This is a genomic window from Comamonas sp. MYb21 (assembly GCF_037479395.1).
In the GTDB taxonomy this organism is placed as follows: Bacteria; Pseudomonadota; Gammaproteobacteria; order Burkholderiales; family Burkholderiaceae_C; genus Comamonas.
Genome location: NZ_JBBGZC010000008.1, coordinates 128,687 through 141,842 on the forward strand (window position 1 = coordinate 128,687; position 13,156 = coordinate 141,842).

At 62.1% G+C, this 13,156-nt stretch carries 15 protein-coding genes and 2 riboswitches; of the genes, 14 read left to right on the top strand and 1 reads right to left on the bottom strand.

Annotated features, from left to right (window positions below; all coding sequences use genetic code 11):
* Positions 1-115: 115 nt before the first annotated feature.
* The 7 genes from WH367_RS13345 to hemP all read left to right on the top strand — a co-directional run bounded on the left by WH367_RS13345 (position 116) and on the right by hemP (position 4,900).
* The gene (locus WH367_RS13345; RefSeq protein WP_021028612.1) at positions 116-403 is read left to right on the top strand and encodes an SWIB/MDM2 domain-containing protein; all 288 of its coding nucleotides are present in this window, start codon (positions 116-118) and stop codon (positions 401-403) included.
* Between the two features lie 514 nt (positions 404-917).
* Complete coding sequence (locus WH367_RS13350) at positions 918-1,190, top strand: (2Fe-2S)-binding protein (protein WP_021028611.1); 273 nt, start codon at positions 918-920, stop codon at positions 1,188-1,190.
* A gap of 102 nt (positions 1,191-1,292) precedes the next feature.
* A complete protein-coding gene (locus WH367_RS13355) occupies positions 1,293-2,021 on the top strand; it encodes an energy transducer TonB (RefSeq protein ID WP_312986414.1) in 729 nt (242 codons plus the stop codon).
* 23 nt (positions 2,022-2,044) lie between these two features.
* Complete coding sequence (locus WH367_RS13360; protein WP_021028610.1) at positions 2,045-2,770, top strand: MotA/TolQ/ExbB proton channel family protein; 726 nt, start codon at positions 2,045-2,047, stop codon at positions 2,768-2,770.
* Positions 2,771-2,772: 2 nt separating this feature from the next.
* Complete coding sequence (locus WH367_RS13365; protein ID WP_021028609.1) at positions 2,773-3,186, top strand: ExbD/TolR family protein; 414 nt, start codon at positions 2,773-2,775, stop codon at positions 3,184-3,186.
* Between the two features lie 235 nt (positions 3,187-3,421).
* Positions 3,422-4,465 (top strand): Bug family tripartite tricarboxylate transporter substrate binding protein, encoded by a 1,044-nt coding sequence (locus tag WH367_RS13370; RefSeq protein WP_339518776.1) that lies wholly within the window; start codon positions 3,422-3,424, stop codon positions 4,463-4,465.
* Positions 4,466-4,699: 234 nt separating this feature from the next.
* Positions 4,700-4,900, top strand: coding sequence for a hemin uptake protein HemP (hemP, locus tag WH367_RS13375; protein WP_021028607.1), 201 nt, complete (start codon positions 4,700-4,702; stop codon positions 4,898-4,900).
* Between the two features lie 131 nt (positions 4,901-5,031).
* Here the strand turns inward: hemP and WH367_RS13380 are convergent, their stop codons facing one another.
* A complete protein-coding gene (locus WH367_RS13380; protein WP_043341700.1) occupies positions 5,032-5,493 on the bottom strand; it encodes an Lrp/AsnC family transcriptional regulator in 462 nt (153 codons plus the stop codon).
* A gap of 479 nt (positions 5,494-5,972) precedes the next feature.
* Here WH367_RS13380 and WH367_RS13385 point away from each other — a divergent pair, with 479 nt between their 5' ends.
* The 7 genes from WH367_RS13385 (at position 5,973) to gcvH (ending at position 13,092) form a co-directional block, all read left to right on the top strand.
* Positions 5,973-7,097 carry a sterol desaturase family protein gene (locus tag WH367_RS13385; RefSeq protein WP_021028605.1) on the top strand — a complete coding sequence of 375 codons (1,125 nt, stop codon included), beginning with the start codon at positions 5,973-5,975 and terminating at the stop codon, positions 7,095-7,097.
* A 48-nt stretch (positions 7,098-7,145) separates the two neighbouring features.
* Positions 7,146-7,901 (top strand): nucleotidyltransferase family protein, encoded by a 756-nt coding sequence (locus WH367_RS13390; protein ID WP_339518702.1) that lies wholly within the window; start codon positions 7,146-7,148, stop codon positions 7,899-7,901.
* Positions 7,902-8,212: 311 nt separating this feature from the next.
* Positions 8,213-9,190, top strand: coding sequence for a TRAP transporter substrate-binding protein (locus WH367_RS13395; RefSeq protein ID WP_339518703.1), 978 nt, complete (start codon positions 8,213-8,215; stop codon positions 9,188-9,190).
* A 160-nt stretch (positions 9,191-9,350) separates the two neighbouring features.
* Complete coding sequence (locus WH367_RS13400) at positions 9,351-9,845, top strand: TRAP transporter small permease (RefSeq protein WP_339536596.1); 495 nt, start codon at positions 9,351-9,353, stop codon at positions 9,843-9,845.
* Entirely contained in the window at positions 9,842-11,116 is a 1,275-nt protein-coding gene (locus WH367_RS13405; protein WP_021028601.1) for a TRAP transporter large permease, read from the top strand. Before WH367_RS13400 ends, WH367_RS13405 begins: the two co-directional genes overlap by 4 nt.
* Positions 11,117-11,213: 97 nt before the next feature.
* Positions 11,214-11,333, top strand: a riboswitch (glycine riboswitch).
* Between the two features lie 17 nt (positions 11,334-11,350).
* A riboswitch (glycine riboswitch) is annotated at positions 11,351-11,462 on the top strand.
* A gap of 51 nt (positions 11,463-11,513) precedes the next feature.
* On the top strand, positions 11,514-12,647 hold the full coding sequence (gene gcvT / locus WH367_RS13410) for a glycine cleavage system aminomethyltransferase GcvT (protein ID WP_339536508.1): 1,134 nt from the start codon (positions 11,514-11,516) through the stop codon (positions 12,645-12,647).
* Positions 12,648-12,717: 70 nt separating this feature from the next.
* The gene (gene gcvH, locus WH367_RS13415) at positions 12,718-13,092 is read left to right on the top strand and encodes a glycine cleavage system protein GcvH (RefSeq protein WP_339536509.1); all 375 of its coding nucleotides are present in this window, start codon (positions 12,718-12,720) and stop codon (positions 13,090-13,092) included.
* Positions 13,093-13,156: the final 64 nt, after the last annotated feature.

Sequence of the window (13,156 nt, forward strand, 5' to 3'; positions counted from 1 at the left end):
GGCAAAAAAATGCGGCGCTCCCTTGGAAAGCGGTTTTTTTGCCGTTAGCATGGCCGTAACCAGCGGAGGGAAACTCTGGCTGGCGATAGAGATATTGACACAAGGAAACCAAAACATGGCAACCGCATCTAAGACCGCAGCGCCTGCAAAGAAGCGCACCCCCAACGCAGCCTTCATGAAGCCGCTGACCCCAAGCCCAGAACTGGGCGCTGTTGTGGGCACCGCTCCACTGCCACGCACGGAAATCATCAGCAAGCTGTGGGTCTACATCAAGGCCCACAACCTGCAAGACGCCGCCAACAAGCGCATGATCAACGCCGATGACAAGCTCAAGAAGGTGTTTGGCAAGCCCCAGGTTTCGATGTTCGAGATGGCTGGCCTGATCGGCAAGCACGTCAAGTAAGTCCTGCCGCCCTTGCGCAGCGCAGTCCTTTGCGCTGCCGTCCAAAAACCAGCATCAGGCATGCTGGTTTTTTTACGCCTGCTCTTCACAGGCAGGCGCTGTCCCTCCAAGCGCTGCGCCAGCACGCCATGGCCTTTATCGATGGATGGCAAGGGCCGTGCAAAGCGTGCAAAGAGACCTTTCCTTGGGCAGCGATAGACGCCATTTCTGCCCGCATTCACCCTCCTCATGCAGCATTCAACCGCCCTTTGCGCAATCACGCCGGCCGGCAGATCTGTGTGAAGCCGCCAAGGCCAGCTATTTTTTGTGTAAGCATGCTTCCAACAGCTAATTGCACAGACTATTGATTTATAACAATAAATACTAACAATCTGGTCCAGATACACAGGCTATCGCCTAGCTATGGGCCACAGCACCCCTATTGCGCTCAGGAGATTATTGCGAATGCGACAAATTCTTATTTATAATTCCCTTCAGTTATTCACTAGCCAGCCACCACGCTGTTCATCTGACCATGATCGTTTGTGTTTGCCGCCGAGTCTCGGACAAAGAGATCGCTCGCCACGCGCATGCGGGTATGTCGTTCGATGAGATCCAGTTCGAACTGGGTGTTGGACTGCAATGCGGCTGCTGCGAAGGTTGCGCCCGCGATGTGGTCGAGCAATGCAGCGCGTCGCGTCCGGTTGCTGCCTTGCGCAATGAAGCAGCAGTGCACCCGGTCCAGCTTGCCACCACCATCATGGAAAGCAAAGCATGGAACTCTTCGCCGCTGTCCTCGGTAGCCTGATTCTGGTCGCTGCCTCTCTCTGGTGGGTCTTTCAGAAATAAGCCACCAACGCATTGATATGCCGTGCTGCGGCTTCAGGCTGCAGCATTTTTTATTGCCCTTATGCTCTCACCAGACCCTTACAGCCCCTCCAAAAAAATGGGGCGCAATATCGTGGTTACGGGTTCGGTGCTGGCAGCGCACGTCGCAGGTCTTTGGGCCTTGCAGGCGGGCCTGCTCAAAAGTGCAGCAGTCGAGATGCCCAAGCCCGAACCGGTCATGGTGCAGCTGATTGCGCCCGAGCCGATGCCCGTGGTTGCGCCGCCCCCTCCTCCAACTCCCAAGCCGCCACCGCCCGCACCGACGCCGCCGCCAAAGCCCACGCCCAAGCCCGTCCCCAAACCTGCGCCCAAGCCCCAGGCGATCAAGGACCCAACGCCTGCGCCCAATGCCGTGACCGGCACCACCGAGGCCCAGCCACCGGCACCGCCCATCGAGGCGCCGCCGCCCGCTCCGCCGTCTCCTCCACCGGCTCCGCCCGCACCGCCAGCGCCTCCACCGCCACCGGTGATCCAGCTGCCGTCGAGCAATGCCGCCTACCTGAACAATCCCGCTCCGCAGTACCCGGCCATCAGCCGCCGTATGGGCGAGACCGGGACCACCATCGTGCGCGCCTACATCGACGAAGAAGGCAAGCCCCAGGAGCTGCAGCTCAAGAAGTCCAGTGGCTATGACCGTCTGGACCAGGCCGCCATGGATACGGTGCGCAAATGGCGCTTCAAGGCAGGCACCTCCAACGGAACTCCCCGGCCCATGTGGGTCAACGTGCCCATCAAGTGGGAACTCAATTAAATCGAACGGAAATAGGATCAGTTATGGACTCGCAATTCGGCATCGCCCACGTCTGGGCTCAGGGAGATTTCGTGACCAAGACGGTCGCAGTCATTCTGGTGGCCATGTCTCTCGCTTCCTGGATCGTGATCGTCATCAAGGCGCTCGACATCATGCGTTTCAAGAAGTACGCCCGCAATGCCCAGGACTTCTGGCACAGCGCTGACTTCGCAGCCGGCCTGAGCAAGCTGGGCGAGCAAGGCGACAACCCGTTCCGCCAGTTGGCCATCGAAGGCCGCGAAGCCACCGCGCACCACCGCAAGACGGCCGAGCACCTGCATGACTCGCTGGACGTCAGCGACTGGATCACGCGCTGCCTGCGCAATGGCATCGATGAGTTCACCGCGCGCGCCCAATCCGGTCTGGCCGTGCTCGCATCGGTTGGCTCCACCGCCCCCTTCATCGGCCTGTTCGGTACCGTCTGGGGCATCTACCACGCGCTGGTGGCCATCGGCATGTCGGGCCAGTCCTCGATCGACAAGGTCGCCGGCCCCATCGGTGAAGCGCTGATCATGACCGCACTGGGTCTGGCTGTGGCCATCCCTGCCGTGCTGGGCTACAACGCACTGGTGCGTGGCAACAAGTCGGTGCTTAACCGCCTCAACAGCTTTGCCCATGACCTGCATGCCTTCTTCGTGACCGGCACCCGCCTGAATGTGGACTCCAGCAAGCCCGGCGCCGTGGTCACGCCGCTCAAGAAAGGTGCCTGATCATGGCTTTTGGAACGCAAGACGATGCCGATGAGGTCATGAACGAGATCAACATGACGCCCTTGGTCGACGTCATGTTGGTGCTGCTCATCATCTTCATCATCACCGTGCCGGTGATGAAGCACTCGGTCAACATCGACCTGCCGCGTGCCGTCAACACGCCGGAAGACGCCAAGCCCGACACCATCCAGCTGGCCATCCTGCCCGATGGCACGTACAACTGGAACGGCAAGGCCGTGACCGACGCCGAGCTGGAATCCAATATGCAGGCCGAGGCCAGCAAGGAGCCCCAGCCCGAGCTGCACATCCGCGGCGCCCGCGATGTGAAGTACGAGAAAGTGGCCCAGGCGATGGCTGCCGCCCAGCGCAGCAACCTGAAGAAGATCGGCTTCATCACCGACCAGGTGGGCGAGTAAACCGTCCACCCTCCCGGCAAGGGCTCCAGCAGGAGCCCTTTTTTCATGGCGGATGCAGACCGGATCAGGTTTACCCGCAGTGACGCCCAAGCGACGCCAGCCGCCCGCCTGCTCTGCCTAAACTGGGCCGCAGGACAAGCGCCGTGGCGACCTGTACTGGCCGAAGCAGCGGCGGGCAAACCGACCATCACCAGCGCCTCCCCCAACTATCACTAGATTGAGGAGACACCGATTGATGAAGACGTCCCGCACCCAGCCAGTACCTACTCCCTTGCGCCGGCGCCAGATGCTGCGCCTGGCCGTTGCCAGCGCAGCTGCCGCCAGCGGCCTGCCACTCGCCACGGTCGCGCGCGCAGCCAGCGACAAGGCCAGCTTCCCGACCAAGCCCTTGCGCGTGATCGTTCCGTTTGCGCCGGGCGGGGCCACCGATGTGCTGGCGCGCAGCGTCAGTGACCGGCTGGGCCAGCAGCTGGGCCAGCCGGCCATCGTCGACAACCGCCCCGGCGCAGCGGGCCTATTGGCCTGTGATGCGGTGGCCAAGGCAGTGGCCGATGGCCATACCTTGACCCTGGGGACGACCAGCACGATGCTGTCGAACCAGTTCATGTTCAAGAAAATGGCCTATGACCCGCAAAAGGACATGGTGCCGGTGGTGCGCATCTGCTGGGCGCCGATTGTGCTGGTCACCAACAGCCAGGTGCCTGCACGCAATCTGCAAGAGCTCATCGCCTATATCAGCGCCAACAAGGGCAAGCTGTCCTACGGCAGCTATGGCATTGGCTCGCAAGGCCATCTGGTGCTGGCGAGCCTGAGCAACCTGACCCAGGCGGACATGAGCCACATCGCCTACAAGGGCGAGGCGCCGATGGTGCAAGACCTTGTGGGCGGCCAGTTGATGATGGGCATCGGCAGCATCCTCTCGCTCAAGCAGCATATCGACAGCGGCAAGCTGCGCGCCATCAGCTTTACCGGCCCCAACCGCGTGCCCGCGCTGCCCGATGTGCCCACCTTTGCCGAACAAGGCCACAAGGAAGACGCGTTCACGATCTCCGGCTGGCTGGGCATGGCGGCCACTGGCGGCACGCCGGCGCCCGTGCTCGAGCAGCTTGGCGCCGAAGTGCGCAAGGCCCTGCAGTCGCGTGATGTCAATGCCCGCGTGCTGGTGGCCGGCTTTGTGCCTTTGACCGATGACAGCCCGGCGCGCTTTCAGGACGACTGGAAGCGTGAGCTGCCGATCTGGAAAAAGCTGCTGGCCGATGCCGGCGTGCAGCCGACCTGAGCGCCTGTTGGCGCCTCGTCATGCCTGCTGGCACCTTGATAAGTGCCTCGATTAGCACCCAGATAAGCAACTGGATTCGCGCCGCAAAGGCCGCACCAGCCTGCCCCCGCCACGGTCCCCCACCCCGCGACCGTGGCTTTTTGCCTTTTACCGTGGCAAATTTCAAATAAACACTGGACTTCACGAATACGAATCGTTATCATTTGCTTCAGTTTTATCCCTGTGAGCACTGCCATGCAAACCATCGCCCTACCCGCCACCCCGCTTGCCGCTGCCAGCAAGAGTGCCAGCGCGTCCCAAGGCCATGCCACGCAATCGGCCGCGCTGGAGAGCAGTGAGCTGCTCCAAGGCGCCAAAGCGGTATCCATCGTGCACAACGGCGCCATCTACCGTTTGCAGACCACCAAGCTGGGCAAGCTGATCCTGACCAAGTAAGCAAGCCCGGTACCGGATTGCTTCCCCTCCCCCAAAGGCCGGGGCAAGCGCCCAGCTTCGTGCACAGCAAAAAGCCAACTCCTGGAAGTTGGCTTTTTTATGCGCGCCGGGTTTGCGATGCAGGGGGCTCGCTACACACCCAGCGGCAAATCCGCGTGCTTGAGCGTGCGCAGCACAAAGCTTGACTGGCTGTGGCGTATGCCCTTGATCTTGTAGAGCTTCTCACGCAGCAGGCGCTCGTAGTCGCGGGTGTCCTTGACGACCACGCGCAGCAGGTAGTCGTACTCGCCGGAGACCAGGTGTGCCTCCACTACCTCGGGGATGGTGGCCAGCAGCTCGCCAAACTTTTCCAAGGTGTTGTCGCTGTGGCTGTCGAGGGTCACCATCACCAGCACCGTATCGCCCAGGCCCAGCGCCTGGGGCGACAGCCGCACCGAATAGCCCTGGATCACGCCGGCCTCTTCCATCTTCTTGATGCGGCCCCAGCAGGGCGAGGCGCTCAAGCCCACCGCCTGGCCAATCTCCTGCAGGCTGGCGCGGCTGTTGTGTTGCAGCTGGCGGAGTATTTTGCGGTCCAACGTATCGAGAAGCATGATTTTCTGCAAAAATCAAGAATTTAGAATATTTTTCTATATTAATGGCATTAACCCAGAAAAACAAAATATTTTTTGGCGTACAGGCCGGCATACTTTCTGCATCGAAACACTTTTACCGAAGTCTCTTTCTGGCAGAGCCTGCTTACCGGCAGCCCCTCTCTCCACCAGCCCCCAGGCGGTTACCGCTGCCATGGGGGCTGTTGCATTGCGGCGCAGCTGGCGCCTTCTGCAAACGCCGCTGCCATCGTCTGAACGCGGTCCCAGCAGATCCACATCCATGCCACTTGGCAACGGTGACGCAGAGGCCCCCTCGCTCGCTTCTTATGTAACAAAACTATTGCATTTGCGTCCCCGTTTCCCTGCGCAGCTTGCGCCTGTGCCATGGCATAGTGGCGCCCTGGAACAACGACAACAGACCGCCCTCTATGCGCCTAAGAGTTTGGAGATCAGCGCATACGAACGGTCAATAAGCAGCTATGTTTAAGCGACTCAACGAACTGTCCGAAAGCCATGGCGCCTTGCGCGCGGGCCGGGGCATGGTGGCCGGCGTCATTGCGCTGATCTTGGCAGCCCTGTGCTTTTTGGGCGTACTGGCCTTTCACTTCCCGCAGTACCTCACCACGCCTGAGCTGCGCCGCAGCTACAACGTCGATGTGATGCGCCAGCTGCTGTTCTGGAGCATGGTGATTGCCGGGGGCCTGTCGGTCGCGCTGATCGTGCTGGGCCGGGTGCGCTGGTTGGCCGCCTCGGCTTTTGGCCTGGTGGTGCTGTCGGCGCTCTTGGGCGGCCACAAGGTGCCCGTGGGCAGCTTTGCCACCAACACGCCCTATATCGGCCTGGACTGGTTCATTCTCGACCTGCTGGGCAGCGCGCTGATCTTCATCTTTATCGAAAAGCTGTTTGCGCTGCGCAAGGACCAGCCCGTCTTCCGCCCCGAGTGGCAAACCGATTTCCACCACTTTCTGGTCAACCACATGGTGGTCGGCTTTGTGCTGCTGGCCACCAACCTGATGGTGCACCAGTTCTTTGGCTGGGCCGCCCATGACGGCATCCGGGGCTGGGTCGCCAATCTGAACTTCTGGGTTGCGCTGTTCCTGATCATCCTGGTGGCCGATCTGGTGCAGTACTGGACGCACCGCGCCTACCATGAGGTGCCCTTGCTCTGGCGCATCCACGCGGTGCACCACAGCGTCAAAAGCATGGACTGGCTGGCCGGCTCGCGCCAGCACATTCTGGAGCTGCTGATCACCCGCACCCTGGTGCTCGCGCCCATCTATGTGCTGGGCTTTAGCAAGGAGGTGATCGATGCCTACATCATCATCGTCGGCTTCCAGGCGGTGTTCAACCACGCCAATGTCAGCGTGCGGCTGGGCCCGCTGCGCTATATCATCGTCACGCCCAACTTCCACCACTGGCACCACAGCCAGGATGCCGAGGCGCTGGACAAGAACTACGCCGCCCATTTCGCCTTTTTGGACTATGTGTTTGGCACCGCCGTCAAGAGCGATAAAGTCTGGCCTACCGATTACGGCGTGCTCGGCGACTATGTGCCCAACGGCTTTTTCAAGCAGCTGAAGTTTCCCTTCACCTGGAAGGGCTGAGCACGGCCCGCTGCGCTTGGACGCCCGACCCCATTGCTTCCATCACCCATGTCATTTCCTCCCGATTTTCGCGCCCAGGCCATGGTGCTGGCCGCCGGCCGGGGCGAGCGCATGCGCCCGCTGACCGACCACAGGCCCAAGCCCCTGCTCCCCGTGCAAGGCAAGCCGCTGATGCAGTACAGCATGGAGCAGCTCGCCCGCGCCGGCGTGCAACGCCTGGTCATCAACACCGGCTGGCTGGGCCAGCAGGTGGCCGATGCCTGGCCCGCCGCCCCCGCTGAGGCGCAGCTAGGTGCAAAGCGGCTGCAGATTGCCTACTCCCGCGAGGATCTGGATTTTGGTGGCGGCATCGAGACCAGCGGCGGCATCAGCCGCGCGCTGCCGCTGCTCGACGATGCCTTCTGGCTGGTCTCGGGCGATGTCTTTATCCCCGGCTTCCCCTTTGACGAGGCCCTGCGCCAGCGCTTTGCGCACAGCGATGACCTGGCCCATCTGTGGCTGGTGCCCAATGCGCCCCACCACCCCCAGGGCGACTTTGTGCTGACAGCCGAGGGCCGGGCCGAGAACCCCGCTGCAGGCGACCCGCGCCCGCGCCTGACCTACTGCTCGGTGGCGCTGCTGAAAAAAGCCCTGTTCAGCGCGCCCTACTGCGATATCCCTGCGGGCAATCCGCAGGGCACCAAGATGCCGCTGGTGCAGCAGTTGCGCGCAGCGATGCAGGCGGGCCGCTGCAGTGCCAGCCGCTACGACGGCACCTGGGTGGATGTGGGCACGGTGGAGCGCCTGCAAGCGCTCAACCCCTGAGCCGCCCAAGCAGCATCAAGGACCAGATCGGCTCCGGCGCTATGCCCTGGCAGGGTTGCGGGAATTGCGGCAAAGCCTACCACTCTGTCCACACGGAGACAGAGGCGACGACATTTACCGGCCAGATTAATCGCCCACCTTATTTATTTATCAATCACTTAGATATAAATCCACCAAGTACGGCAAGGCCCAGACGTTCGACATCATAAAAACCCCAATACCGAATAGCCCCGGCTTGCCCACAATGCAAAGCGCGTGCGGGCATCCGCAGGCTCCTACAAAACCATTCGGCACAGCCGGGGAGACACGTCATGCAGATGAAAAAATTGGCCTGGGGTATCGGTATCGCAATGGGTCTGATGGCCGCAGGCCCCGCATTGGCGCAGACGACGATGCGCATCAGCATCTCGGTGGCCCAGAACTCGCACCAGGGTGTGGCCATCGATACCTTTGCCAAGGAAGTGGAGCAGCGCACCGGTGGCCGTTACAAGGTGCAGACCTTCTACAACGGCGCGCTGGGCGGTGAGCGCGAGTCGATCGAAGCGGTGCAGCTGGGCACGCAGGAGCTGGCCTTCAGCTCCAGCGGACCGGTGCCCAATTTTGTGCCCGAGACCAAGATTCTCGACGTGCCCTTCCTGTTCCGCGACAAGGCCCATGCCCGCGCAGTGCTCGACGGCCCCATCGGCAACGAGCTTCTGGCCAAGTTCGACAGCAAGGGCTTCAAGGCCCTGGCCTGGGCGGAGAACGGCTTTCGCCACATGACCAACTCCAAGCGCGCGATCAACAGCCCCGACGACACCAAGGGCCTCAAGATGCGCACGATGGAGAACCCGGTCCACATCCAGGCTTACAAGGCGCTGGGCATCATCACCACGCCGATGGCCTTCCCCGAGGTGTTCACCGCGCTGCAGCAGGGCACGGTCGATGGCCAGGAGAACCCGCTGCCCGTCATCACCTCGGCCAAGTTTGACCAGGTGCAAAAGCACCTGAGCCTCACCGGCCATGTCTACTCGCCCTGCATCCTGGTGATGAACAAGGCCGCCTACGACAAACTCAGCGCCGACGACAAGACTGCCTTTGTGCAAGCCGCCCAGGCTGCCACCAAGGCCAACCGCGCCCGTGTGGACCAGGACGACACCAATGGCGTGGCCGAGCTGCGCGCCAAGGGTATGCAGGTGGTCGAAAACGTCGACAAGGCCAAGTTTGTCGCCACCTTGACAAAGACCAATGCCGACTTCGAAAAGCAGTTTGGCAAGGCTAACCTCGACCGCATCCGCAACTTCCAATAAGCCCTGCACTGGGACAGGTGCCTGCACCTCTCCATCGCAGCGCCTCCCTTGGTCCCCCCACCGCTGCTGACGCCTGCCCGGCGCCAGCAATTGCCGTGTCAACCCGCGCAAGGAGGGTGGCGCCAGGCGGCTTTGCATGCGCCTGCCCACCCCGGTCACCATGAAAAACGCTTTTCTTGCTTTCGAGCGCTGGACATCGGGCATCGCCATGGCTGGCGCCTGCCTGATGCTGGCCATCGCATCCACGCTGGGCATGTTCCAGATCATCACCCGCTTTGTGCTCGAAGAGCCCGCCGAATGGACCGAAGTGCTGATCCGCTTCAGCCTGATCTGGATGGTATTTCTCGCGATCCCAATGGCCTTTCGCCAAGGCGCAATGGTCAGTGTCGATGTGTTGAAACGCTGGGCGCCGCCTGTAATGCGCCGCCTGCTCAGCGGCTTGGTCTGCATCGCCACGCTGGCGCTGCTGGCCGTGCTGATCTGGTGGGGCTGGGACTATGCCCGCCGAGGCGGCGTGCAAACCATGGCCGGGCTTGAATCGCTGTCCATGTTCTGGGCCTACCTGGCCGTGCCCGTGGGTGCTCTGTTTGCCGTGCTCGGAGTCATCGGCAACCTGCTGGAACCCCAAAATACTGAACTGGAGAACGCGCAATGACCGCCGTGATGCTTTCCACGATGGTGCTGTGCTTTGCGCTCACCGTCTCTGTCGCCGTGTCCATCGGCTTGGCCTCGGTGCTGGGCATCCAGGCCAGCAATGCCAATATGCTCATCTCCGTCAAGGAGATGTTTGGCGCGATCAACAAATTTCCGCTGGCCGCCATCCCGTTCTTCATTCTGGCCGGCAACCTGATGGAGACCGGTGGCATCTCGCGCCGGCTGGTGGAATTTGCCAAGAGCATTGTCGGCGGCGTCCAAGGCGGCTTGCCAATGACCTGTGTGCTCACCTGCATGATCTTTGCAGCCGTCTCGGGTTCCTCGGTGGCCACCACCTTTGCGATCGGCGCCATCTTGATTCCCGCACTGATCAAGCACGGCTACCCCAAGAGCTATGCGGCCGCGCTGCAAGCGACCAGCGCCGAGCTGGGGGTCATCATTCCACCATCGATTCCAATGATTCTTTACGGCGTCAGCGCCGAAGTGTCGATTGGCGAGTTGTTCATCGCCGGCTTTGGTCCCGGGCTATTGATCAGCGGGGCATTGATGTTTTTTGTCTGGGCCTACTGCAAGTACAAGGGCTGGGGCAAGACCGATGGCGAAGGCCGCCTGGGCTTTGGCAAGGCCTTTTTGCAGGCGGGCTGGGCGCTGTTGATGCCGGTCATTATTTTGGGCGGCATCTATGGCGGCGTCTTTACCCCTACCGAGGCATCGGCCGTGGCCGTGTTCTATGCATTGGTCGTGGGCGTGCTGATATACCGCGAGATCAAGATCCGGGACCTGTATGCGATTCTTCGCAAATCGGCCATCTCCTCGTCGATCATCATGTTCATCATCGCCAATGCTGGGTTGTTCGCCTTTTTGATCACCCGCGCAGGCGTGCCCGATGCCATCGGCCACTGGCTGGAGCAGGTACTGCAAAGCCCAGCCATGTTCCTGCTGGGCGTGAACGCGGCGCTGTTCATCATCGGCATGTTCATCGAAACCAGTGCCGCCATCATCGTGCTGGCCCCGATCCTGGCACCGGTAGCCATGCACTTTGGCATCGACCCGGTGCATTTCGGCCTCATCATGGTGGTGAACCTGGCGCTGGGCATGATCACGCCGCCCTTTGGCGTCAACCTGTTTGCCGCCTGTACCGTAGCCCGCATATCGCTGGACCAGATCATCAAACACCTGCTGCCCTTTGTCGGGGTGATCTTGCTGTGCCTCTTGGTGATCACCTATGTGCCGGGCATATCGCTGGGCTTGCGCGATCTGGTCTACCGCTGATCTGGCCCGCTTACATCGCTAAGCCACCGCCCGCCGGTGGCTTTTTTGCGTCTTGGCCAACCCTTTTGCAGGCGCAAGCGGCCAGTTGCCGCTAAAATCGCCGCAGTCAGGAGAGAGTCGCCCCCGTTGGACCCCAACGCGCAGCGCGGCCGCCGAAGGCGCAGGCTACTGCAGATGCAGCTGCTGAACGCTCAGGCAAAAGGACTGGCCCCGCCGCGCAGCCTATGCCTGCCGGCGTTCCCAGCTGGAGAGAGATGGCGCCTGGACGCCATCCACCGAAGGAGCAAGCCCCCAGGCCTCAAGGCGGCGGGTGAATCTCTCAGGTAAAGCGGACAGCAGGGCAAACAGCGTGCAACCGGCAACGGATGCATGCCTTGTTATTTGCCCTGGAGAGTCCATGTCCGCCAACGCATCCGCCCTGCTGTCCACCCCTTTGAACGCCCTGCACATCGAGCTGGGCGCCCGCATGGTGCCCTTTGCCGGCTATTCCATGCCCGTGCAGTACCCACAAGGCCTGATCGCCGAACACAAGCACACCCGCACAGCAGCGGGCCTGTTTGATGTCTCCCACATGGGCCAGCTGCGCCTGATCGGCCCCGACGCGGCCGCTGCCTTTGAAACCCTGGTGCCCGTCGATGTGATCGACCTCGCCATTGGCAAGCAGCGCTATGGCCTGCTGCTCAATGACGAGGGCGGCATTGTCGATGACCTGATGTTCTTCCGCGTCTCGGAGCAGGAGCTGTTTGTCATCGTCAACGGTGCCTGCAAGGCGGCCGATATTGCGCTGATCCGCGAGCGCATCGGCCAGCGCTGCCAGGTGCTGCCCCTGCCCGACCAGGGCCTGCTGGCCTTGCAAGGCCCCCAGGCGGCCACCGCGCTGGCCCGTCTGGCACCCGGTGTCGAGCAACTGGTGTTCATGACCGGTGGCGATTTTGATGTGGACGGCATTGCCTGCTTTATCACCCGCAGCGGCTACACCGGCGAGGACGGCTTCGAGATTTCGGTGGCCGGCCACGAGGCCGAGGCGCTGGCGCGCAAGCTGCTGGCCCAGCCAGAAGTGCAACCCATCGGCCTGGGCGCGCGCAATTCGCTGCGCCTGGAAGCGGGCCTGTGCCTCTACGGCAGCGACCTCGATGCCAGCACCACCCCACCCGAGGCGGGCCTGAACTGGGCGATCCAGAAGGTACGCCGCAGCGGCGGCGCCCGCGCTGGCGGCTTTCCCGGTGCGGACAAGCTGCTCGCGCAGATCGACAACCCGGCAACGTTGACGCGCAAGCGCGTCGGCCTGGTGGCGCAAGAGCGCATTCCCGTGCGCGAGCAGGTCGAGATTCGCAACCTGGCTGGCCAAGTGGTCGGCGTGACCACCAGCGGCCTGCTGGCCCCGACCATCGACAAGCCGATTGCCATGGCCTATGTGGAGCCCGCTTTGACAGCCATCGGCACGCAGCTGCATGCGATGGTGCGCGGCAAAGCGGTGCCCGTTGAGGTGGTGGCCATGCCTTTTGTCCCTCCCCGCTATTTCCGCGGCTAAAGTAGCTGCTGGGTGCGGCTGCCCGCACCCGCCTGAGCACAATTCAAGCCTACAAAACTGGAGTATTCCTATGACGATCAAGTTCTCCCGCGACCACGAATGGATCAACAGCGCCGACACCAATGCCGCCATCGTCGGCATCACCGTCCATGCGCAAGACGCGCTGGGCGATGTGGTGTTTGTCGATCTGCCTGAAGTCGGCGCCTCCTTCAACCAGGGCGATGTCGCCGGTGTGGTGGAGTCCGTCAAGGCCGCCGCTGACGTCTTCATGCCGGTGACCGGCGAGATCGTCGAAGTCAACGAAGCGCTGCGCAACGACCCGTCGCTCGCCAACTCCGACCCGCTCAACAGCGGCTGGTTCTTCAAGGTCAAGCTGAGCGATGTGTCCCAGCTCGACGCGCTGCTGGACGAGACCGCCTACAACGACTTCGCCGCCAACACCTGACGCCCTGGCCCTGCTGCTGGCCTGCCACTGAACATTTTGCGGGCCACCAGCAGGCCAGCCCTCG

Bases quoted from the DNA above. Each gene is read 5' to 3' on its own strand.
- hemP (WP_021028607.1), top strand. From the start codon at position 4,700: ATGCAAACCATCGCCCTACCCGCCACCCCGCTTGCCGCTGCCAGCAAG.
- WH367_RS13355 (WP_312986414.1), top strand. From the start codon at position 1,293: ATGCTCTCACCAGACCCTTACAGCCCCTCCAAAAAAATGGGGCGCAAT.
- WH367_RS13395 (WP_339518703.1), top strand. From the start codon at position 8,213: ATGCAGATGAAAAAATTGGCCTGGGGTATCGGTATCGCAATGGGTCTG.
- WH367_RS13370 (WP_339518776.1), top strand. From the start codon at position 3,422: ATGAAGACGTCCCGCACCCAGCCAGTACCTACTCCCTTGCGCCGGCGC.
- WH367_RS13405 (WP_021028601.1), top strand. From the start codon at position 9,842: ATGACCGCCGTGATGCTTTCCACGATGGTGCTGTGCTTTGCGCTCACC.
- WH367_RS13350 (WP_021028611.1), top strand. From the start codon at position 918: ATGATCGTTTGTGTTTGCCGCCGAGTCTCGGACAAAGAGATCGCTCGC.
- WH367_RS13345 (WP_021028612.1), top strand. From the start codon at position 116: ATGGCAACCGCATCTAAGACCGCAGCGCCTGCAAAGAAGCGCACCCCC.
- WH367_RS13390 (WP_339518702.1), top strand. From the start codon at position 7,146: ATGTCATTTCCTCCCGATTTTCGCGCCCAGGCCATGGTGCTGGCCGCC.
- WH367_RS13360 (WP_021028610.1), top strand. From the start codon at position 2,045: ATGGACTCGCAATTCGGCATCGCCCACGTCTGGGCTCAGGGAGATTTC.
- WH367_RS13385 (WP_021028605.1), top strand. From the start codon at position 5,973: ATGTTTAAGCGACTCAACGAACTGTCCGAAAGCCATGGCGCCTTGCGC.
- WH367_RS13400 (WP_339536596.1), top strand. From the start codon at position 9,351: ATGAAAAACGCTTTTCTTGCTTTCGAGCGCTGGACATCGGGCATCGCC.
- WH367_RS13365 (WP_021028609.1), top strand. From the start codon at position 2,773: ATGGCTTTTGGAACGCAAGACGATGCCGATGAGGTCATGAACGAGATC.
- gcvH (WP_339536509.1), top strand. From the start codon at position 12,718: ATGACGATCAAGTTCTCCCGCGACCACGAATGGATCAACAGCGCCGAC.
- gcvT (WP_339536508.1), top strand. From the start codon at position 11,514: ATGTCCGCCAACGCATCCGCCCTGCTGTCCACCCCTTTGAACGCCCTG.
- WH367_RS13380 (WP_043341700.1), bottom strand. From the start codon at position 5,493: ATGCTTCTCGATACGTTGGACCGCAAAATACTCCGCCAGCTGCAACAC.